This window comes from Enteroscipio rubneri (genome assembly GCF_963929405.1).
In the GTDB taxonomy this organism is placed as follows: domain Bacteria; phylum Actinomycetota; class Coriobacteriia; order Coriobacteriales; family Eggerthellaceae; genus Enteroscipio; species Enteroscipio rubneri.
Genome location: NZ_CAWVIN010000002.1, coordinates 410,154 through 429,753 on the forward strand (window position 1 = coordinate 410,154; position 19,600 = coordinate 429,753).

Annotated in this window: 19 protein-coding genes; 17 read left to right on the forward strand and 2 right to left on the reverse strand. The window is 61.3% G+C overall.

What is annotated here, in order from left to right:
• From ABGT83_RS05140 to ABGT83_RS05160, 5 genes are all read left to right on the forward strand, one after another.
• Nucleotides 1-258 (forward strand): hypothetical protein, encoded by a 258-nt coding sequence (locus ABGT83_RS05140; RefSeq protein ID WP_346686291.1) that lies wholly within the window; start codon nucleotides 1-3, stop codon nucleotides 256-258.
• A 120-nt stretch (nucleotides 259-378) separates the two neighbouring features.
• Nucleotides 379-1,374 (forward strand): IS1595 family transposase, encoded by a 996-nt coding sequence (locus ABGT83_RS05145; protein ID WP_346685558.1) that lies wholly within the window; start codon nucleotides 379-381, stop codon nucleotides 1,372-1,374.
• A gap of 15 nt (nucleotides 1,375-1,389) precedes the next feature.
• Complete coding sequence (locus tag ABGT83_RS05150) at nucleotides 1,390-2,307, forward strand: restriction endonuclease subunit S (RefSeq protein WP_346686703.1); 918 nt, start codon at nucleotides 1,390-1,392, stop codon at nucleotides 2,305-2,307.
• Between the two features lie 89 nt (nucleotides 2,308-2,396).
• Complete coding sequence (locus ABGT83_RS05155) at nucleotides 2,397-3,161, forward strand: hypothetical protein (protein ID WP_013979614.1); 765 nt, start codon at nucleotides 2,397-2,399, stop codon at nucleotides 3,159-3,161.
• Between the two features lie 13 nt (nucleotides 3,162-3,174).
• On the forward strand, nucleotides 3,175-4,959 hold the full coding sequence (locus ABGT83_RS05160; RefSeq protein ID WP_346686293.1) for a recombinase family protein: 1,785 nt from the start codon (nucleotides 3,175-3,177) through the stop codon (nucleotides 4,957-4,959).
• Nucleotides 4,960-5,087: 128 nt separating this feature from the next.
• Here the strand turns inward: ABGT83_RS05160 and ABGT83_RS05165 are convergent, their stop codons facing one another.
• Nucleotides 5,088-5,519, reverse strand: a complete 432-nt coding sequence (locus tag ABGT83_RS05165; protein WP_103264268.1) for a MaoC/PaaZ C-terminal domain-containing protein — start codon at nucleotides 5,517-5,519, stop codon at nucleotides 5,088-5,090.
• A gap of 263 nt (nucleotides 5,520-5,782) precedes the next feature.
• Here ABGT83_RS05165 and ABGT83_RS05170 point away from each other — a divergent pair, with 263 nt between their 5' ends.
• Nucleotides 5,783-6,706 carry a LysR family transcriptional regulator gene (locus ABGT83_RS05170; RefSeq protein WP_103264269.1) on the forward strand — a complete coding sequence of 308 codons (924 nt, stop codon included), beginning with the start codon at nucleotides 5,783-5,785 and terminating at the stop codon, nucleotides 6,704-6,706.
• Here ABGT83_RS05170 and ABGT83_RS05175 read toward each other — a convergent pair.
• Nucleotides 6,703-7,638 (reverse strand): ketopantoate reductase family protein, encoded by a 936-nt coding sequence (locus tag ABGT83_RS05175; RefSeq protein ID WP_103264460.1) that lies wholly within the window; start codon nucleotides 7,636-7,638, stop codon nucleotides 6,703-6,705. The two genes, ABGT83_RS05170 and ABGT83_RS05175, sit on opposite strands and share 4 nt — an antisense overlap.
• A 433-nt stretch (nucleotides 7,639-8,071) precedes the next feature.
• Between ABGT83_RS05175 and ABGT83_RS05180 the strand changes: the two genes are divergently transcribed.
• The 11 genes from ABGT83_RS05180 to mrdA all read left to right on the forward strand — a co-directional run bounded on the left by ABGT83_RS05180 (nucleotide 8,072) and on the right by mrdA (nucleotide 19,587).
• Nucleotides 8,072-8,605 (forward strand): peptidylprolyl isomerase, encoded by a 534-nt coding sequence (locus tag ABGT83_RS05180; RefSeq protein ID WP_103264270.1) that lies wholly within the window; start codon nucleotides 8,072-8,074, stop codon nucleotides 8,603-8,605.
• A gap of 37 nt (nucleotides 8,606-8,642) precedes the next feature.
• Entirely contained in the window at nucleotides 8,643-10,007 is a 1,365-nt protein-coding gene (locus tag ABGT83_RS05185) for a tetratricopeptide repeat protein (protein ID WP_346686297.1), read from the forward strand.
• Between the two features lie 89 nt (nucleotides 10,008-10,096).
• The gene (gene ndk, locus ABGT83_RS05190) at nucleotides 10,097-10,501 is read left to right on the forward strand and encodes a nucleoside-diphosphate kinase (RefSeq protein ID WP_346686299.1); all 405 of its coding nucleotides are present in this window, start codon (nucleotides 10,097-10,099) and stop codon (nucleotides 10,499-10,501) included.
• Between the two features lie 275 nt (nucleotides 10,502-10,776).
• Nucleotides 10,777-11,814 (forward strand): 4Fe-4S dicluster domain-containing protein, encoded by a 1,038-nt coding sequence (locus ABGT83_RS05195; protein ID WP_346686301.1) that lies wholly within the window; start codon nucleotides 10,777-10,779, stop codon nucleotides 11,812-11,814.
• Entirely contained in the window at nucleotides 11,804-12,715 is a 912-nt protein-coding gene (locus ABGT83_RS05200) for an FAD/NAD(P)-binding protein (protein ID WP_103264274.1), read from the forward strand. Before ABGT83_RS05195 ends, ABGT83_RS05200 begins: the two co-directional genes overlap by 11 nt.
• 1 nt (nucleotide 12,716) lies before the next feature.
• Entirely contained in the window at nucleotides 12,717-13,505 is a 789-nt protein-coding gene (locus ABGT83_RS05205) for an NADH:ubiquinone oxidoreductase (protein ID WP_346686302.1), read from the forward strand.
• Between the two features lie 11 nt (nucleotides 13,506-13,516).
• Nucleotides 13,517-14,809, forward strand: coding sequence for a Ni/Fe hydrogenase subunit alpha (locus tag ABGT83_RS05210; protein WP_346686303.1), 1,293 nt, complete (start codon nucleotides 13,517-13,519; stop codon nucleotides 14,807-14,809).
• Nucleotides 14,810-14,935: 126 nt separating this feature from the next.
• Complete coding sequence (locus ABGT83_RS05215) at nucleotides 14,936-15,991, forward strand: rod shape-determining protein (protein WP_103264277.1); 1,056 nt, start codon at nucleotides 14,936-14,938, stop codon at nucleotides 15,989-15,991.
• Nucleotides 15,992-16,008: 17 nt separating this feature from the next.
• Nucleotides 16,009-16,890 carry a rod shape-determining protein MreC gene (gene mreC, locus ABGT83_RS05220; RefSeq protein ID WP_103264278.1) on the forward strand — a complete coding sequence of 294 codons (882 nt, stop codon included), beginning with the start codon at nucleotides 16,009-16,011 and terminating at the stop codon, nucleotides 16,888-16,890.
• A complete protein-coding gene (gene mreD / locus ABGT83_RS05225; protein WP_346686306.1) occupies nucleotides 16,887-17,414 on the forward strand; it encodes a rod shape-determining protein MreD in 528 nt (175 codons plus the stop codon). Before mreC ends, mreD begins: the two co-directional genes overlap by 4 nt.
• Before the next feature lie 10 nt (nucleotides 17,415-17,424).
• Nucleotides 17,425-19,587 carry a penicillin-binding protein 2 gene (gene mrdA, locus ABGT83_RS05230; RefSeq protein WP_346686308.1) on the forward strand — a complete coding sequence of 721 codons (2,163 nt, stop codon included), beginning with the start codon at nucleotides 17,425-17,427 and terminating at the stop codon, nucleotides 19,585-19,587.
• The last annotated feature ends 13 nt before the right edge of the window (nucleotides 19,588-19,600 follow it).

Sequence of the window (19,600 nt, forward strand, 5' to 3'; positions counted from 1 at the left end):
ATGGGAGTACCGAAACTGAGATTCAAGGCTGATGACGGGTCTGACTTCCCGGATTGGGAAGATAAGGCACTTGGGGAGTTGTTTTATATTTCCGCAGGTGGGGATATTGATAAGAACAACTGTGCAGCAAAGCAGTCCAAAGATTATCCTTATCCAGTTTATGCCAACGCATTGGTTAATGACGGGCTATATGGATATGCCAATTATTACAAAAGTCCGACAGTCAACCAGTGTAGGGATGAGGGCGTGCTCATCTAGCCGCCGCGGCAGGGTGGTACAATCACGCTGCCAAACGTAGATTTGCGCGGGTGCCCATCTGGCCCTATGTTTGGCGACGTCCCGGCCGGATGGGCGCCTGCGCGGATGGGACAACGCCAAATGAAGAGCCCGAACCCCTTCTCGGGCGGGGTCGACGCGCTTTCCGACGCGGACTTCGCCCTTCTGGTGGATGCCGTCGAGACCAGGAGGTGCCGCGAGCTCGTCGGCGCCGGGACCTACGACGAGGCGGCGCGGAAGTGGAGGCCGAGGCCGAGGTGCCCGTCGTGCTCGTACGAGGGCTGCGCCTCCGACGGCTCCACGCCCGCGGGCCACCGCGCCTGGTCGTGCGGCCGGTGCGGCCGGAAGTTCAACTCGCTCACTGGGACCGTCTTCGAGAACGCGAAGAGGGCGCTCTGGAGGTGGGTGGTCTTCATACGCCTCATGTGCTTCAACGTGCAGCTCGACGCCTGCGCCGAGCTCTGCGGCATCTCCCACCAGACGGCCTGGGAGTGGCGCCACCGGGTCATGGCCACCGTGGACGGCTACCAGGACCGGATCGTGCTGGGGGGCAAGGTGTGGATCGACGAGATGTACGTCACTGACTCCGACCTCAAGGGTGACCCCGGGTGGAGGCCGAAGAAGGGCCTCAGCAAGAACAAGATCTGCATCGCCGTGGCGATCGACGCGCGCAAGAACGTTGTCGCCGTCAGGTGCGGGCACGGCAAGCCGTCCGCGAAGCGCATAAAGGAGGCCCTGCTCCCGCACATCGCCGAGGGCTCGGAGATCTTCCACGACATGGAGAAGTCCCACAGGTCGCTGGTCGAGGCGGTGCGGGGCATCGACCGGCCCTGCAAGGCCGACACCAGGGACCCGGAGTACCTTGAGCACATGGCCATGGTCAACAACCTCTGCTCGTGGGTGAGGCGCTACCTGCGCGGCTACGTGGGCATGGACCTCAAGTACCTCCAGTCGTACCTCAACTGGTACGCCTACCTCTTCAGGGTCAAGCGCGACGACGAGAAGTGGCCCAAAGTGGAAAGGGTGCTCCGCCATTTGTTCATGGCCGACGCGAGTTTCCGCAGCTCGAGGAAGCGAGATAATCCCTATACTGGTTGACTGTCAAATTACAAAATTGACGGTAACACATTTACTGTAACGGGACGTGGTGATGTGGGACATGCCGTGGCACGACATTGTATGTATGTGCCTATTGTCCGTTTGCTTGTTTGCCAGCCAAGCATGGATGATGACGTTGATTTCTTTGCTGAGCAGATAAACTATGCGAGAATTTTCATTGAATCAACTGGTGTTCCGCAGTTGACGGCACCTCAACTTTCAAAAATAAAAGTCAAGCGCCCTTCCCTCCCTGAGCAGCGCAAGATTGCCGACCTGCTTTCTGCCGTTGACGACATCATTGCCGCGCAGGAGGCGGAGGTCGCCGCATGGGAGAAGCGCAAGAAGGGCGTGATGCAGAAGCTGTTCAGCCAGGAGGTCAGGTTCAAGGCTGACGACGGGTCGGACTTCCCGGATTGGGAGGAAAAGACACTGGGCGATATATGCATGTACGAAAGACAGCGCAGTGAAGGGGCAAACTTCGTTGGAACTGAGAACATGCTGAAGGATTTCGGAGGTGTGACCTTCGATAATTCTAACGCCGATGGCTCTGGGACCTTGTATCATCCTGGCGACACATTGATGTCAAATATTCGTCCGTACCTCAAGAAGGCTTGGCTGGCAGACCGCAAAGGAACTTGTAGCACCGATGTCCTCGTATTTCATCCGACAAGTGTAGAGCCGGGGTATTTGTATTGGCTAATCGCGTCGGATGCTTTTGTCCGCTACGTCATGTCTGCGGCAAAAGGTTCAAAGATGCCTCGTGGTGACAAGAAGCATATCATGGAGATGCCATTGCTATTGCCGAATAAAGATGAGCAGCGCAAGATTGATGATTGTCTCTCGTCCCTTAATGATGTCATCATCAAGGCAAAGAACGAGCTTGCGAAGTGGCAGGAGCTGAAGAAGGGTCTGCTCCAGCAGATGTTCGTATAGTCACAACAGCCCGTCGTCCTCTCGGGCGGCGGGCTATTATAGTGTTTTTTTATTTGTTCAATTACGCATTTAATTAGGAGGTGATGCTGATGAGGGAGTTCGATGAACTCGGTTTCAGCGAGCGCGACATCAAGTTTCTGGAAGCGCATGGGCTGGACACCGACCGGCACATGACCACTAACGAAGAGGTCCAGAAGCTGTTCAACGCGGTTCTTGATATGACAGAGGACGAGCTGCACGAAGCAATGGAGCGATATATTCCCATGCCTCCCATGCCAGGGATTGTGAACCCGGCGGTATACGCTGAATACCAGGAAAAGCGCAGAATACGCCAGATGCTCGTCTGGTACCCGACCGTGGCGAAGCTGGCCGAGGAGGGCAATTGGGAGGAGTTCATCCTACGCGTGAGCGGGATATACGAGCTGATGCCCGCTGTCTTTAGACCTGACGGACTATGTGAGGACGCGCCGGACGATATATACCGAAGGCTGCTGGTGGCCTGCTACGAGCATCACGGCGACGGCCTGCTCTCGGTGTGTGCCAGGATAACCGATTTGCCGAGACGAGGCGCTGAGGCGCTGCCGCCCGAGTATGCCGACGCCGACGTGATTACGGTATATCGCGCAGCGGAAGAGGACCCTGAAGATTCGGCAGGGTCTCTCTCGTGGACTATCAAGCGAGAGGTGGCCGAGTTCTTCATGTACGAGTACGACAAAAGACACGCGAGGTATCTGCTGGAAGCGAAGCTCGATGTGGCAGACGTCATCGACTACACCGACGCGCGCAACGAGGCAGAGGTCCTTCAGGATATGGCGGTGTATGACGTTAGAGTCTTGGACGAGCTTGATGAATAGGGAGGGCGGGCATATGGCACGAAAAAATCCCAAGAACCCAGATGCTACCCGTCCCCTCTCCTGCGTTCTTTACATCCGCGTATCGACCAAGCTCCAGGTCGAGAAGGGCGAGTCGATAGACGCCCAGCGATTCGAGCTGACCCGATACGCCGAGATGCACGGCATGCGCGTGCTCGGGGAGTACGTGGACGCGGGCTTCTCCGGCAAGAACGTGCGCGGGAGGCCGCAGTTCCGGCAGATGCTCGATGACATCATCAAGGAGCAGCCGGGCAGGCGCCCGACGTACGTGCTCGTGTTCAAGCTGTCGCGCTTCGGACGCAACGCCGCCGACACGTGGAACTCGCTCCAGATGCTCCAGGACTACGGCGTGGAGCTGTGCTGCGTCAAGGACGGCATCGACTCCGCCACGACGATGGGCAAGGCGATGCTTTCCATCGCCGCCGTGTTCGCCGAGATGGAGCGCGACAACATCCGCACCCAGACCATGAGCGGACGCGAGGAGAAGGCCCGCAAGGGCTACTGGAACGGCGGGCAGGCCCCGTACGGTTATCGGCTCGTGGACCGGGGCGGCAAGTTCAAGGAGCTTGTGGTCGATGAGGACGAGGCGAAGGTCGTCCGCAAAATCTTCCAGATGTACGCCTACGAGAACAAGGGGGCCATGGCGATAGCGTCGTGGCTGAACAGGCACGGCGTCACGAAGGCCGCTCGCGGCAACGCGACCATGGAGACCTTCGGGAACACCACGATAGCGCGGATGGTCGTCAATCCCGTGTACATCGGCAAGATTGCCTACGGGCGCAGGCGCACCGAGGTCATCGAAGGCACGCGCGGCGAGACGCACGTGGTGAAGAGCGACGGATACGAGGTCTACGACGGCAGGCACGAGGCAATCATCGACGAGGCGACCTGGGCGGCCGCCCAGGCAATCGTGGGCACCCGGAAGCCGAACGCCAAGAGGCACGACGACGGGCACGTGAACATGCTGAACGGGCTGCTCGTGTGCCCGGAGTGCGGGCACAAGATGTCCTCGCACCCGAACCGGGGAAAGGTCAAGAAGGACGGTACGCGGGGAAAGACCACCTACGCGTACTACTGCCCGCACACGTCGAAGGCGCGTGGGGCGTCGTGCACCTTCAGCCGCCAGTACCCGCAGGAGTACGTGGATGCCGAGGTCATAGAGATGGTGAAGCTGGCGTCGCGTTCGGATGCGTTCGTGGAGGCGCTGCGCCGCCGCATCAACGACGAGACCGACGTGGAGCAGCTGCGAGAGGACGCCGAGCGCATCGGGCGCGAGCAGGCGGCTAACGACAAGCGCATGCGCATGCTCATGAACCAGATTGACGCGCTTGACCCCGCCGACCGAAGCTATGAGCGCAAGTTCAGCGACCTGCAGAGGCGGCTGGATGACCTGTACGACCGCGATGCCGGTTTCCAGGAGGCGCTGGAGGAGACGCGGGCTAAAATAGCCGCTGCCGACAAGCGCAGGGTTGGCGAGCGCAGGCTGCTGGACGAGCTTGACCGCATTCCCGAGCTTCTGGAGGAAGCGGATGAGCAGACGCGCTTCGACATCGTGCACGAGGCGGTGAGCGAGGTCCGCATCCTGGCGGGTAGGAACCCGCGCAAGGAGCGCGTGGTGCAGAGCGTCACGTTCAAGTGCCCGGTGCGCTTCTTCTGGGAGGAGGTTCCCGGCGAGGCGGATGGGTATACGGCGGTGACGCCCGACTCGTTTGATGCGGACGGGAATTTCCGAGATGACGAGACACACGTCGAGGTCGTAAGCGTGTTCGAACGGGTCTAAACGCGCCTGCTCGAACACGCTGACATTCGGGAGACGGGCGGTTTTCGCCTGTTCGGGGCAGGGGGCGCATCCCTTGTCCCGAGCTCTCGCTGCGGGCGGGGATGCACCCGCAGCGAGAAGCGGTTCTGCTAATCGACGAGGAACTTGAGGATATGGGTAGCCACGCAGACGACCGTGCCGTCTTGGTTGGTGATAACAACGTCCGCATACGTCTTCATCTCGGCTTCGTCGACGCGCGTGACGGTGTAGGTGGCCGTGAGCGTGTCACCGAAGTAGACGGGGTTCACGAAGCGCACATGATCGTAGCCGTACGATGCGCTGGGAATAGGCGACTCGTACTTCTGTTGGATAAGGGTCGAGGCGGTGCTGCCGAGTGCGAAGGCGAGCACGCCGTGGACGATACGGGTGCCGTAGCGCGTGCTCTTCATGAACGCCTCGTTGAAATGCATCTGGCTGAAGTCGCCGGTGATGCCGCCGAACTGGTAGACGTCTGATTCGCTGACTGTCTTGGTGAAGCTGCACGTGTTGCCAACTTCCAACGGTATGATGCTCGTGCCCATCGTCGTTCCTCCTCTGCTTTACGGTACGTTCGTTGCGACCCGACGCGCGAAATGCGCGTGTAGGCGGCGCTGTTCCAGCATACGCTATCGCAGGGCGCTTTTGCCTGTGCATTGTTTTGACGGGAATGCGCCGGTTTCATGCAACGCATCGCTCGGAAGAGCACCGGGCGAAAGGGCGGTGTTGGGGAGGGCGCTTTGAAGCCTGACGCCCTATACTGGATGGTTGTTAATCGCAAGTCCGCGAGGGCATCGAAAGGGTCGCAATGAATCTTGCGCAACTGTACTATTTTCAGCATCTTGCCGAGATCCAACACTACACGCGCGCTGCCGAGGACCTCTGCATCTCGCAGTCCGCCCTGTCGCATTCCATTTCTGCCCTCGAAAAGGAACTGGGCTGCCCGCTATTCTCCCGCGAGGGACGCACGGTCGCGCTCACCGAGGACGGGCGGCTCTTCAAGCGGTCGGTCGACAACGGCCTCATGGATATCGAGGGCGGCATCGCGGAGGTGAAGCGGCGCCATGGGCGGTTCTCGGGGACGGTCAGCGTGGGTGCTATCGCCACTGTGCGATCGGATTATCTGCCTGCGGCAATGAAAGCCTATCGCGAGGAGTATGGACCATTCGTCGATTTTCGCATCGCGCAAGGGGAGACTGAAACGCTCAATAAGCTGCTTGACGAAGGGGGATGCGATCTTGTGATAGCCGGCCCCGTCGAAAGGCCTCGCGTCGCATGCGAGACGCTGTTCTACCAGCGTCTCGTTGTGGCTGTCGGACGGGGACACGCGCTTGCTGCGCTCGACAAGGTGTCTTACGACGATCTGGCGGGATGCGACATCGTCACGTATCGATCGGGGATTGCCTGCGGCGACACGCTCGATGCCTTCCTGAGAAGAACCGGCGCCCCGCTCGACGAGATGAATCTCATACGCAACTACGAGGATGAGATCATTCTCGGGGCGCTGGTCGTGCGCGAGCCCGTTGTCGCCCTGACGATGCTGACATCGAATCTGCTGCCGAACCCTGACATGGCCGTGCTGCCGCTCGCCGTGGAGGGCGCACGGGAATTCTACCCGGTATCTTTGACGTATCGGGAGAAGACGTTCCGCGATCCTGCCGCTCAGGCGTTCATCAACTTTGCGCGCACGTTTGAAGCGCCGCCCTATGTTCGCGACGACTTCCCGTTTTAAGCAAGCACGTATTCCCGGATGAAGCGCTCGATGCCGGTTACGCAGGCAACAAGGGTCTCGTTGACAGGAGTGGGAACGCCGTAACGCGCGCCCTGTGCGACCACGGCTCCGTTGATGACCCCGATCTCGGTGGGGCGGTGCTTTTCCAGACTCTGCAAGATGGAGGGCTTGAAGTCATAAGGAAGACCCGCCCGCGCGAGTTCCAGTACGTCCATCGGATCTTCGTAGGTGAGCGTGATGCCCGCGGCATTGGCCACGGCCATGCCCTCTTGCACTGCGGCCTTGGCCGTGGCGACGAGGTTCTCTTCCTGGTACATCGCGCCGTAGGGAAGGCGCGTGATGCCGCATACCGCGCCCGTCGCCACGTTGACAAGCAGCTTGTCCCAGATGACTCCCATGATGTTGTCGGAGACGATGCAATGCATCCCCGCGCTTTCGAAAGCAGCGCCGATGCGCCGGACGCGTTCGGTGATGCTGCCGTCGAGTTCTCCGATGAAGGTGTCCTTGCCGGGCAGCGTGGCTTGGACGCGCCCAGGTTCAAGCAGCATGCCGCCGATGTAGGTCTTGCCGCCGATGACGTGCTCCGATCCGACGATGGCGCAGAGCGCGTCTTCTGCGCCGAGTCCGTTTTGCAGCGACATGACAACAGTCTCGTCGCCTATGAGGCTCATGTTGTCGCGTATGGTCTGTTCCGTGTCGAACGATTTGCACAGCACGATGACAAGATCCGCTTCTCCCATGCCGGCGGCGCTCTCATGACCGAGCACGGGCGCTGTACGCTCGCCATTCGGCTCCACAAGAACCAGGCCCGTCTCATTCACGGCGTCCATGTGCGCCTTGCGTCCGATTAGATGCACCTCGTTGCCATCGAGCGCAAGCGCTCCTCCGATGGCACTTCCAAGCGATCCTGCTCCTAGAATGCAGACTTTCATGCATGCCTCCTCGTTCGATGTTGCGTTGCGGTTTGCAGCGCGGGCTTCGAGCGAATTCTCCGTGCGGCCGGAGATGGGTGTGGCCCGTATGCCGCTTGGTCCCTTTGCATACGCTCGCGTATGCCGCGGTTGCAGTCTGACCATCATCGCACATTCCAGGCTCCTGCGCGCGGTGGAGTGCGGAGGAGGTGCCGGTTTTCAGATCGGCGCGAACCTGTTTTTGACAGGAGGGTTGCAGAAAACGATGCGACCGAAGGACCGCCCTATGGCCGCCGTGAATGTTATAAGGTTTTTCCCTCCATAAAGCCATCACCTGCTAGAATCTTCCTTCGTATATGGTGAAAACCGCTCGCGAAGTGCCCGGAACGCGTTCCCGCGGGGCAGCATCCGATGCAAGGCGAGCTTGAATGAGAAGATGCGAGAAGGAGCCGACATGGCGCAGTACACTCCGGAATACCTGCCGACGGGCGATGAGATCGCCGTCATCAAGACCTCGAAGGGCGATATCCGCGTGCAGTTGGCCGGCAAGGATGCCCCGATTCACGTGGGCAACTTCGTCGAGCTCGCCCGCAAGGGCTTCTACGACGGCCTGAAGTTCCACCGCCACGTCCCCGGCTTCGTCATCCAGGGCGGCTGCCCGAACACCCGCGATCTGACCTCGGATGAGGTCGTGAAGAAGGCTGGCAACCCCTTCGCGGGCCTCGGCACGGGCGGTCCGGGCTACTCCATCAAGGAGGAGTACTCCACCAACCCCAACAACAAACACCTCGACGGCGCTCTCGCCATGGCACGTTCACAGGATCCCAATTCTGCCGGCTCGCAGTTCTATTTGTGCCTCGGTCCGCAGCATACGCTCGACTCGGGCTATACGGTGTTCGGACAGACGGTCGAGGGCAAGGACGTCATCGGCCAGCTGCGTGTGGGTGATGTGATCGAGACGATCGAGATCGAGAACGCTGTCGACTAGCGCGTTCGCCCCGTTTTCCAAGAAACGAAGGAAGCAGATGAACAACGAGGTATTCCAGCAAGCCCGTGCGAGCTACGCGCGCAAGGACTACGAAGGCGCTCTGGCGGCGTACACGCGCTGCCTGCAGGACGCCGGCCATCCTCTCGCTCCGGGCGAGCTGGGGCTGCTCTACCACCAAATCGGCAACTGCCTGATCAAGCTCAAGAACCCGAACGAAGCCATCCATGCTTACACGCAGGCAACGGCCGACGCGGCCTACGATGCGTGCGGGGCGGTGAACTACAACCTTGGTATGGCCTATGCGTCGCTCCACGACTACGAAGATGCGGTCAAGCATTTCGAGATCGCGGTATCTGATGCGAAGTACGACGCGCGCTACAAGGCCTATACCGGTATGGGCAATGCATTGCTCAAACTCGGCAAGTCCGCCGAGGCGGGTGTTGCGTTCCGCGAGGCTGCGCTCGACGAGGCCAATCCCGATCCTACGAAAGCCCTTTTGAATCTGGGCGTGTGCTTCATGGCGCTCGACCGTCCTGCTGATGCCGTGGCATCGTACGAAAGCGCTCTGCAGTTCGATATGCAGCCGGATACGCGCAACAAGCTCTATGCGAACCTCGGCCAAGCCTATGTCGCCTGCGGCCAGATGCAGAAGGCGGTCAATGCCTTCGAAGAATCGATTACCGACAAAACGTATTTCCTATCCGATTCGGCAAGCGTCGACTACCAGCGCGCCATCGCGGCGGTGGCTCAGGGAACATCCGAGATTACACAGGTCATCCAGCCTATACCGGCTGCCGCCTCGGCAGACATGTCAGGGCTCGATGTTGCCGCGGACGGAACGGCCGTCTACGTCGATCAGGATCCCTACGCTGGCGCCCAGGATTCTTACTACTATGCCGACCCATATGCTCAGCAGAGTCCCTATGGCGTCTCCGAGAGCGAGGATCGGTTCTTCAATGCCAGCGACGAGGAGCTTGAGCAATGGTCGCGAGGCCTCGCGAAGCAGGACCGCAAGCGCCGCAACGTCGGACTCAAGATCGTCGTCGTTATCATCGTGCTGCTGCTGCTCGCTTTCGGCGCCGCGGTGTTCCTGTACACGCAAGGTTGGGGCTATCCGTCTCAGGAGACCGTCGTGGAGGAGCTGTTTGCCGACCCGCAAGCGGCATCGTCGGTGTTCTCCTCGGAGGTGCCGGCTGATCAGATCGAGTCTATGACGGGTCTTATCTCGCAGGATTCTGACGTCGCCATCGACGGTATGAATCGTTCTATGAGCGCTTCGACCGTGTACGTAACCGCCACCACGCCCGAGGGCGGCGAGGTCCAGTACGAGGTCTCCCTCGTTCGCGACCTCGCAGGTTGGAAGGTATCGAACGTCGAGCTGTACTTCCCGAGTCAAAACTGACGAAAACGGCTTTGTGCCGTTTTGCCGTCCTGAGTGAGGCGGCTTGGTTCACCAATGCAATGTTTCCAAACGAGAAAGAGGGAATCACCATGGCAGTGCAGAAGACCTACACCATGATCAAGCCTGACGGTGTGAAGAACGGCCACATCGGCGAAATCGTCAATCGCTTCGAGCGGGCGGGCCTCAGGATCGAGCGTATGGAGCTTGGGATGGTCACCGACGAGCAGGCGAAAGCCAACTACGCCGAGCATGAGGGCAAGCCGTTTTATGAAGGCCTCATCTCGTACATCACGAGCGGACCTGTGGTGAAGATGGTCGTTTCCGGTGAAGGCGCGGTGGCAAAGTGCCGCTCGCTCATGGGCGCCACTAATCCGGCGGAAGCTGCCCCCGGCACGATTCGCGGTGACTTCGGTCTTATCATGGATGAAAATGTCATCCATGGATCCGACTCTCCCGAGTCCGCCGAACGTGAAATCGGTATTTTCTTCGCGTAAGAAGGCGCGCCAGCCATCCGGTGGACGCACCGATTTGACGCACGGGAAGGCTTTCGTGCCGGCGTTCATTGCCTGTATCCCTTGCATCGTCGATGCAAGGGATACAGGGCGAGCCCGATCGCTTGGCGCGGCGCCGCGATGCTCGACAGGCGCGAAGCGCCATCGTGAACGAGGCGATAGTCGACACGAGTAGCTTCATGCCGATCGCGCAATAGATTCGCAGGACGATTATCGGATCCGCCAAGGCGCTCACTTAGACGAGAACGGACGAGAGCATGCTGTACCGCGTCATCGATTCCGAGGAACTGCCGTCGCTTGTGTCGGCGTTTATGAAGGACTACGAAGTGGTCGCGCCGGTCAAACGCGACGGGAGCTATGTGTTCGATGCTATCGGGTCGCCCGACGAGATCGAACTGAGCTACGAGACCACCATCTCATCCCCTAAGAAGTACCTCTTGCCGCCCGACGAGACGCTGCTTGCCTTCGATGCGCGCGCGAACGGCGTGACGGACTTCGCTGCGCAGATCACACCGCGCGTCATCTTCGGCGCGCACGCCTGCGACATCAACGCCATCAATCGGCTCGATCTCGTGTTCCGCGACGGTCGCTATCCCGATCCCTACTATACGGCTCGGCGCGATGCCACGCTTGTGGTGGGCCTGAGCTGCATGCCGCAAAGCACCTGTTTTTGCCATCTGTGGGACGCTGACGAGGCGCGCTTCGGCTACGATCTGTTTCTCCAGGACATCGGGGACAAGTACCTGGTGAGCATTGGCAGCGTCGAAGCGGCTAACATCCTCGAGGCTTCCTGCAAGCCGCGGGAAGCCACCGACGAGGAGCGCATCGCGTTTCGCCATGTCACACGTACGCGTCAGCAGTCATTCGATCACGCCATTCCCGACATCCAGGACGTCGCCATGCTCATGGACGCCTTTCACGATGATCCGTTCTGGGAAGAACTGGGCGGCGGCTGCCTGTCGTGCACGGCCTGCTCGGCGGTGTGCCCCACCTGCTTCTGCTTCGACATCCGCGACACGTTTGATCCCGACGGCAAGACCGGCAGGCGCGAGCGCATATGGGACGCCTGCACGTCGCCGCAGTTCGCCCTCGTGGCGGGCGGCCACAACTTCCGTCCGACCGCCGCGCGGCGCGTGCGGCATCGCATGTACCACAAGCTCAACGGCTTTCTTGCGAATCATGATCGTATGCTGTGCGTGGGCTGCGGTCGCTGCGTCAAGGCGTGCAAGGCCGGTATCAACCCCATCGAGGTGCTCAAGTTCTTCGTGAGGAAGGGGGCCGAGGATGCCCAATAGCTGTGCAGCGTCCACCGTTCAGGTGCGGCCGTTCTTCGATGAGCCCGCTCCGCTGTCCGGTTCCGACATGATGGCTGCGAATCCGTATCGGCCGTGGCCGGCGCGCATCACATCCATAACCGACATCACGGAAACCGAGAAGCTCTTCGAGTTTCGCCTGACCGACGAGCGCATCCGCGATGCGTTCCACCATGAACCCGGCCAATTCGTCGAGGTTTCCCTGTTCGGCGTGGGCGAGGCGCCCATCTCCATCTCTAGCTCGCCGTCGAAGCGTGGCTTCATCGAGCTTACCGTGCGTCGTGCCGGTGCCTTTACCCAGGCGCTGCACCGCATGCAGTGCGGTGACATCGTGGGTTTGCGCGGGCCGTTCGGGCGCGGGTTCCCGTTCGAGGATATGAAGGGCCATGACATCCTACTCGTGGCCGGAGGCCTCGGCATCGCGCCGTTGCGCTCGCTCATCAACAACATCCATGACGAGCGCTCCGAATTCGGCAAGGTCACCATCATCTACGGTTCGAAAACGCCCGCGGAGGTGATGTTCCGCAGCCAATTCGAGATGTGGCGCCATCGCAAGGACTTCGACCTGTATCTGACCGTCGACCATCCCGACGATACCTGGGATGGGGAAGTGGGTCTGGTCACGAAGCCTTTCGAGCACCTCGATATCGACGCGTCGAACACGTTCGGCGCCGTGTGCGGTCCTCCGGTGATGTATCGGTTCGTGATCGAAGAGATGCGCAAGAAGAATATCAGCTACGATCACATCTACATGAGCTTCGAACGTCATATGAAGTGCGGCATGGGCAAGTGCGGCCATTGCCAAATCGGGCACCAATACGCCTGTATCGACGGGCCGGTGTTCAACTACTGGGAAGCCAAGAACATCCAGGAGTCGATGTGATATGAGCGGATATGCCACCCCGGGTTTCACCGACAAGCTCACGGCACCACGCGTCGTCGTCGTGGGGCTGGCCAGCTGCTTTGGTTGTCAGTTGCAGATCACGAACGGCGAGGAGCACCTGCTCGACGTGCTCGGCCAGATCGATCTGAGCTACTGGCAGCTCGCATCGAGCGATCCCATGCCTGACGAGTTTGACGTCGCTATCGTCGAGGGCGCTGTGACCACCGAGGAATCCGAAGCCACGGTCCGCGCGCTGCGCGAGCGCGCGGACGTCCTTATAGCCATCGGCGCCTGCGCCACGACAGCCGGTATTCCCGGTATGGCAGCGGACCATTTTCTTGAGCGGCCGTCTCACGTATACGATCGGGTTCCGACGGCTTGCGGAGATATGATAGCCCCCCGCTCGGTGGGTTCGGTCGTGGATGTGGACTACGAGGTGCGCTCGTGCCCGGTGGATACCGTCGACTTCATCGACGTCCTGCAGCGCGTACTGTACGGGTCGAACAAGACGGTCTCCACGCGCACCATGTGCGGTGATTGCAAGCGCAACGAGACCGCTTGCTTTTTCGGGAAGGGTCGATTGTGCCTTGGTCTGGTGACCACGGCTGGCTGCGGTGCGAAGTGCGTAAAGCTGGGCCGGCCCTGCAATGGGTGCAGAGGGTTGTCGCCCGACGCGAACCTGCCCAGCGCCCGCGAGGCATGCGAGCGCTACGGTGTGCCTGTCGCCGATTTCGACCAGGCGCTTGAGATGTTCAACCGAACCGATTTCGCTCTTGCCGCCGAGCAGTAAGGAAAGCGCTCATGACCAAGACCGCCATTCATATCGACCATATCGCGCGTATCGAGGGCCATGGCAATGTGCACGTGGTCATCGAGGACGGGGTCGTGCAGACCGTCGAGATGAACGTCGTCGAGCCGGCGCGCCTGTTTGAGAGCATGGTGCTAGGCCGCCGCTTCGAGGAGATTCCCTATATCGCCTCGCGCATCTGCGGCATCTGCTCGGCGAGCCACGTCGTGACCGACCTCAAGGCGATCGAGAGGATCTTCGGTATCCGCACGACCGATCGCACCAAGGCGTTGCGCGAGCTTTTGGTATACGGATCGTATCTCCAAAACCATGCATCGCACCTGTTCGTGTTTGCGACGCCGGATTTCGTCGGGACGAAGAGCGTCTTTCCGCTTGCCGAGACGAACCCCGAGCTTCTCCAGAAGGCGCTCGGGCTGAAGGCTCTCGGCAACGAGCTGTGCACAAAGGTGGGGGGCCGCAGCATCCATCCCATCACCGCGGTAGTGGGCGGCTTTACCCATGAGATCTCGGCAGAGGAGTACTGCGAGCTCGCCGACAAGCTGGAGGCGTCCGTGGAGTTCGCGGTCGAGACAGTCGACCTGTTCCGTTCCTTCCCTGTGCCCGATATCGCCACCGAAGGCGACATGCTGGCCATGGTCGAGGAAGGCTGCTACCCGGTGCAGGGCTCGGATACCGCGCGTTTCCTCAAAGCGGGCATCGAGTTCTGCGCCGACGAGGTTCAGGAACGCGTCGAGGAGTATGCGGTGCCGCATTCGGCGGCGCTGTGCGCGCGTGTGCGTGAAACGGGCGCGCCCTACTTCGTGGGCGCCCTCGCGCGCATCAATGCCTCTTGGAGCCATTTGAGCCGAAACGCCAAGGTAGCCGCTGCAAAGGCGGGGTTGCGTCCGCCTGAGCCGAATCCGTTCATGAACAATGTCGCCCAAGCCATCGAACTTGTCGACGCGCTTGAGCGTTGTGCCGAGCTGTGTCGGCGTCTGGCCGAGCCTGACGGGTTCGACGGGGAGAGCAAGCCGGTGCCGTTCGAAGCCAGGGCTGGGCGCGCAGTGGGATTCACCGAGGCCCCGCGCGGAGCGGTCTTTCACGATCTGGAGCTCGACGAGCGGGGGCGCGTCGTCCATGCATCCATGATCACGCCCACTGCCCAGAACGTCGCCAACCTCGAGGCCGACATGCGCTTGCTCGCCGAGCGCCTGGTTGCCGACGGATCGGGGCAAGACGAGGTTCGGCGCAGCATCGAGAAGCTCGTGCGCGCTTACGACCCGTGCCTCAGCTGCAGCGTGCACTGAGCCGTAGGGTTCACGGGAGCCATGCGGCCGAAGGGGGGTGTGCCGCTTGTGGATTTTCCCCTGCCGAAAACCCCCTGTGATAGAATCTGAATCTACGTGAATCGAGATTCCAAGGGGTTTGCCTGTATGTCGTTTTTGGACGCGTTCTCGGGGTTGACCGGCCAGATGTCCACGGACATGGCCATCGACCTCGGAACTGCAAATACACTGGTCGCCATTCCGGGCGAGGGCATCGTGGTGAACGAGCCTTCGGTCGTGGCCATCGAGAAGAGCACTCACCGGGTGCTCGCCGTGGGCCATGAGGCCAAGAACATGATCAACCATACGCCCGAGGCGTTTTCGGCGGAGCATCCGCTGCATGACGGCGTCGTCGCGGATTACGATGTGACCGAGGCCATGATCTCGGCTTTCATCAACAAGGCTGCGCCGCGCAAATACCCGTGGCAGGCCAAGCCGCGCATCGTCATCTGCATCCCATGCGGCGCCACGTCGGTGGAGAAGCGCGCGGTGTTCGAGGCCGCCGTTCAGGCCGGCGCGCGCCAAGCTTACCTCATCGAGGAGCCTATGGCCGCGGCCATGGGCGCCGATCTGCCCGTCACCGAGCCGACGGGCTCGATGGTGGTGGACATCGGCGGAGGTACCACGGAGGTGGCCGTCATCTCCCTCGGCGGCATCGTCACCTCCTCGTCGCTGCGCCTTGCCGGCAATCGGATGGATGAGGCCATCGCCATGCACCTGCGTGACCTTCTGGGCATCAAGATCGGCGAGCGCACGGCCGAGGTCATCAAGATCAAGATAGGCTCCATCCTGCCGTTCGAGGATGGACGCGAGCGCGACATGATCATCTCGGGCCAGGACGTTATCACCGAGCAGCCGCGCGAGGTGACTATCCAGTCCGAGGATGTGCGCGCTGCGCTCGTGGATCCGTGCGAGGAGATGGTCCTGCACATCAAAGAGACGTTCAAGAAGACAAATCCGGACCTCGCATCCGACATCATCCAGAACGGTATTTTGCTCACGGGCGGCGGCGGCCTTCTGTCCGGCCTTGATCGCTACCTCACCGACAAGCTGGAGATTCCGGTGTGGGTGAGCGAGACCGCTCTCACGAACGTCGTCATGGGCTGTCTGAAGGTCCTCGAGACGCCGACGGCTCTCAAACAGACGCTCATGCGGTCGAAGTAAGGCCGGCCCGGCGTTCCATGGCTCTTCAATTCCAACAGAGAGGTTCGGCGTTAGTCCGCCGGGTGCTTCTTGTCGCCTTCCTGATCGTCTCGCTTGCTCTTTTGACGACCTATGCTCGCGAAGGGGAGACCGGTCCGCTCCACGGCGTGCAGAGTGCTGTGTCCGGCGCCTTTGCGCCCCTGTCGCGCGCCGGCGCGGCCGTCGGATCGGGAGCGGCCTCGGTCGGCGAGGGCGTTGAGGATCTCACTGCCAACGACGACACGCTTTCCGGTTTGCGCGATGCGAACGCCGAGCTGGTGGAACAGCTTGCCCAGGCCGAGGAGTACCGTCAGGAAGCCCAGCGCTTGCAGGGGCTGCTCGACATGAAAGACGCCTACGACATCGAGGGGACGGGCGCGCGTGTTATCGGTCGATCCGCGACGGCATGGGATCAGACTGTCGCTATCGACAAGGGCTCGGCTGACGGGGTGGACAGCGGCTTGACCGTTATGGGGCCTTCGGGAGTTGTCGGACAGATTGTGGCTACGACCGAGCACACGTCCACCGTACGACTGCTCACCGACCCGCAAAGCGGCGCGGCCGCATTGCTGCAGTCGACGCGTGCGGAGGGTGTGGTGCGCGGCTCGCTTGAAGGGCTGCTGTACCTTGAAAACCTCGACGCCGACGCCGAGGTGCAGGTCGGCGACATCGTCGTCACGTCGGGACTCGGAGGAAGCTACAAACGGGGTCTCGTCATCGGCACGGTGGTGAAGGTGGACGCTCGCCAGGGCGATGCCACGCGGCGCGTGGTGGTTTCTCCTACCGGCGCCGTGGAGGCGCTCGAAGAGGTGCTCGTAGTGTTCAGCGTCGGCTCGGATGCTGGCGCTTCCGATGGCGACCAAGGAGGCGATGGGCAGTGAACGTGACGCGCGAGAACATCATCGTCGCGGTGAGCGCTGTCGTTGCCGTGGTGCTTCAGGTGGTCGTGGCGCCCTCGATCGCTCTTTTCTCGGCCCAGCCGAATGTGCTCCTGGCCTATGTGCTCGTCGTCGCCATCGTGCGGCCGCTCGAAGCGGGACCGGTGTTGCCGTTCGTGTTGGGGCTCGTGTGCGATCTGCTGGGAACGGGGCCCGTGGGAGGCATGGCCTTTCTGTTTGTGCTTGCGTCGTTTGCCGCTTCACGTGCGTTCGCGGTGCTCGACAACGACACGGTGTTCATGCCGCTTACCATCCTGGTGGCCGCTACGTTCGCCGTCGAGATGCTCTACGGCGCGCTTCTCATGGCGCTCGGCCTTGCGGTGAACCCGATCGATGCGTTCCTCTACCGGGCTCTGCCGTGCTCGCTCTACGATTGCGTCGTGGGCCTGGTGCTGTACCCGCTCTTCGCGCGCCTGCTTGCCGCAGGGGCCCAGGAACGCGAGATGCACACGCCTCGACTGCGATAGGAGCTCGTCGATGCTCATTGCCTTCATCGCAGCGCTCGTTACGCTTGTCGTGGCCGCCATCGTGGTGGTCGCGGTGCTCTTTTTGCGCAACCGCAGCAAGTCCGCGAATCTCAGTGTCAAGAAGAACGTTCGGCCAATCAGCTCCGTTGGCGTATCCTCTTCGCTGGGCGACGCGGGCGGTCGGGTTGGCGGAGGCGCTCCGCGCTCCTCGGCAGCTGCCCAAAGACCGGTTGCCAACCCCGCCGACAACCTCAGATCGCGGTTCGTTGCGATGGGAGTTCTGGCCGCAGCCGTCTTCGGATCGCTCACCGCGAAGCTGTGGAGCATGCAGGTGCTCTCCTCTGAGTCCTATGTGAGCGAATCCGAGGAGAACCAGTATGCCACCGTCTCGACGCCTGCTCCGCGCGGGTTGATATACGACGCAGCCGGGGTGGCTCTCGTGAAGAACCGTTCGTCGCTCACCGTGCTTGCAGACAGCGAGGTCGCCGACGATCACGATGTGCTCCAGCGGCTATCCACCGTGCTCGGGCTGCCGTACAACGTGGTGCGCCAGCGCATTCAGGATACCTCGACGGGCGCGCAGAGCCAGCGCGTGGTGGCGGGCGATGTACGTCTGCGCGATGTCGCTTTTATCGCCGAACACTCCGATGCCTTCAAAAACGTGACCGTCCAGACGCGCACGGTGCGCGAGTACCCCTATGGCGGTCTTGCGGCGCACGTGCTCGGCTATACGGGAGCAGTATCTGAAGAAGAGCTGGCGGCCGTGCCCGAGGGTCGTGACATCGAGCTGGGCGACGACGTGGGAAAAACTGGCATCGAGCAGTTCTACGATAGGCTTTTGTCGGGCGACCATGGCCAGCGCAAGGTGGTGGCCGACGCAAGCGGCAACGTGGTGGAGGTCGTGAGCGAGACGCAGCCCACGAAGGGGTCGGATCTCTATCTTACCATCAAGGCTCCGGTGCAGTACGTGTGCGACCGAGCGCTTGCAAACCTCGTCGCCCCGGTGAACGGCGTTATCGGCACCGGCAAGGGCGTGAGCGCGTCGGCTGTGGTTATGGACGTGCGCGATGGGGGCATCGTGGCGATGGCGAGCTATCCCACCTTTGCGCCTGAAAAGTTCATCGGCGGTATCACCACCGAGGCCTGGGAGCTGTATTCGAGCGATGAGGCGTACAACCCGCTGCTCAACCGTGCCATCGGTGGTCTATATCCGCCCGCGTCCACGTTCAAGGCGTTCACAAGCCTTGCGGCGTTGGCTTATGGATTTGCGAACGGGGGGACCACGTGGAACTGCACCGGCTCGTGGGATGGCTGGGACACGGGCATCCCGCAGAGATGCTGGAACCACTCCGGCCACGGCACGCTCGATCTGCGCGGCGGTATCGTGAACTCCTGCGACGTGGTGTTCTACGATATCGCAAAGCAGTTCTGGGAGCATGGCGAGTCGCAGGGCGGGTCGATCGCCGATACCGCACTGCAGGACTATCTCAAAAAGTACCGGTTCGGAGAGACGACGGGCATCGACCTGTTCGGTGAATCGTCGGGTCGCGTGCCGACACCCGATTGGAAAGCCGAATGGTTTCGCAATCAGCCCGAGGAGGCGCGGTGGCAGGGCGGCGACATGACGAACATGATCATCGGCCAGGGCTACGTGCTAGCCACGCCTCTGCAGCTTGCCGTGGCGTACGGAGCTGTTGCCACGGGCAATATCATGAAGCCGCACCTGCTCAAAGAAGTTCATAACGCCGCAGGCGATGTCGCGGCCTCCTTCGAGCCGGAAGTTCTCGACGTGCCCGACGTGCCCGCCGAGAACTTGGCCACCGTGCGCGACGCGCTGCGCGGCGTTGCGACGGAGAACGCGGGCATCGCCGCGCTTTTCGATCGGTACGGAGTCCAAGCTGCTTGTAAGACCGGTACCGCTGAACACACCGACGACGAGGACACCGCTTGGTTTGCCTGCTATGCTCCCTACGATGATCCTCGGTACGTTGTGGCGTGCCTCGTCGAACACGGCGGCGGTGGCTCGGCGGTGGCTGCGCCGCTCGGAGCCGAGATCCTGGCTGCTGCGCTGGCTTATGACGAGGGAAGCCTGACCGAGGTGGGGGAGATCGCTGGTTCCACAGGCAAATCCGACGTGCACGCGTCGGGCGGGTCGGGCGGACGCACCGATTAACCGAACGATCGAA

Bases quoted from the DNA above. Each gene is read 5' to 3' on its own strand.
- mreC (WP_103264278.1), top strand. From the start codon at position 16,009: ATGGCTCTTCAATTCCAACAGAGAGGTTCGGCGTTAGTCCGCCGGGTG.
- ABGT83_RS05195 (WP_346686301.1), top strand. From the start codon at position 10,777: ATGCTGTACCGCGTCATCGATTCCGAGGAACTGCCGTCGCTTGTGTCG.
- mrdA (WP_346686308.1), top strand. From the start codon at position 17,425: ATGCTCATTGCCTTCATCGCAGCGCTCGTTACGCTTGTCGTGGCCGCC.
- ndk (WP_346686299.1), top strand. From the start codon at position 10,097: ATGGCAGTGCAGAAGACCTACACCATGATCAAGCCTGACGGTGTGAAG.
- ABGT83_RS05155 (WP_013979614.1), top strand. From the start codon at position 2,397: ATGAGGGAGTTCGATGAACTCGGTTTCAGCGAGCGCGACATCAAGTTT.
- ABGT83_RS05215 (WP_103264277.1), top strand. From the start codon at position 14,936: ATGTCGTTTTTGGACGCGTTCTCGGGGTTGACCGGCCAGATGTCCACG.
- ABGT83_RS05140 (WP_346686291.1), top strand. From the start codon at position 1: ATGGGAGTACCGAAACTGAGATTCAAGGCTGATGACGGGTCTGACTTC.
- ABGT83_RS05185 (WP_346686297.1), top strand. From the start codon at position 8,643: ATGAACAACGAGGTATTCCAGCAAGCCCGTGCGAGCTACGCGCGCAAG.
- ABGT83_RS05165 (WP_103264268.1), bottom strand. From the start codon at position 5,519: ATGGGCACGAGCATCATACCGTTGGAAGTTGGCAACACGTGCAGCTTC.
- ABGT83_RS05210 (WP_346686303.1), top strand. From the start codon at position 13,517: ATGACCAAGACCGCCATTCATATCGACCATATCGCGCGTATCGAGGGC.
- ABGT83_RS05205 (WP_346686302.1), top strand. From the start codon at position 12,717: ATGAGCGGATATGCCACCCCGGGTTTCACCGACAAGCTCACGGCACCA.
- ABGT83_RS05200 (WP_103264274.1), top strand. From the start codon at position 11,804: ATGCCCAATAGCTGTGCAGCGTCCACCGTTCAGGTGCGGCCGTTCTTC.
- ABGT83_RS05175 (WP_103264460.1), bottom strand. From the start codon at position 7,638: ATGAAAGTCTGCATTCTAGGAGCAGGATCGCTTGGAAGTGCCATCGGA.
- ABGT83_RS05170 (WP_103264269.1), top strand. From the start codon at position 5,783: ATGAATCTTGCGCAACTGTACTATTTTCAGCATCTTGCCGAGATCCAA.
- ABGT83_RS05180 (WP_103264270.1), top strand. From the start codon at position 8,072: ATGGCGCAGTACACTCCGGAATACCTGCCGACGGGCGATGAGATCGCC.
- ABGT83_RS05145 (WP_346685558.1), top strand. From the start codon at position 379: ATGAAGAGCCCGAACCCCTTCTCGGGCGGGGTCGACGCGCTTTCCGAC.
- ABGT83_RS05160 (WP_346686293.1), top strand. From the start codon at position 3,175: ATGGCACGAAAAAATCCCAAGAACCCAGATGCTACCCGTCCCCTCTCC.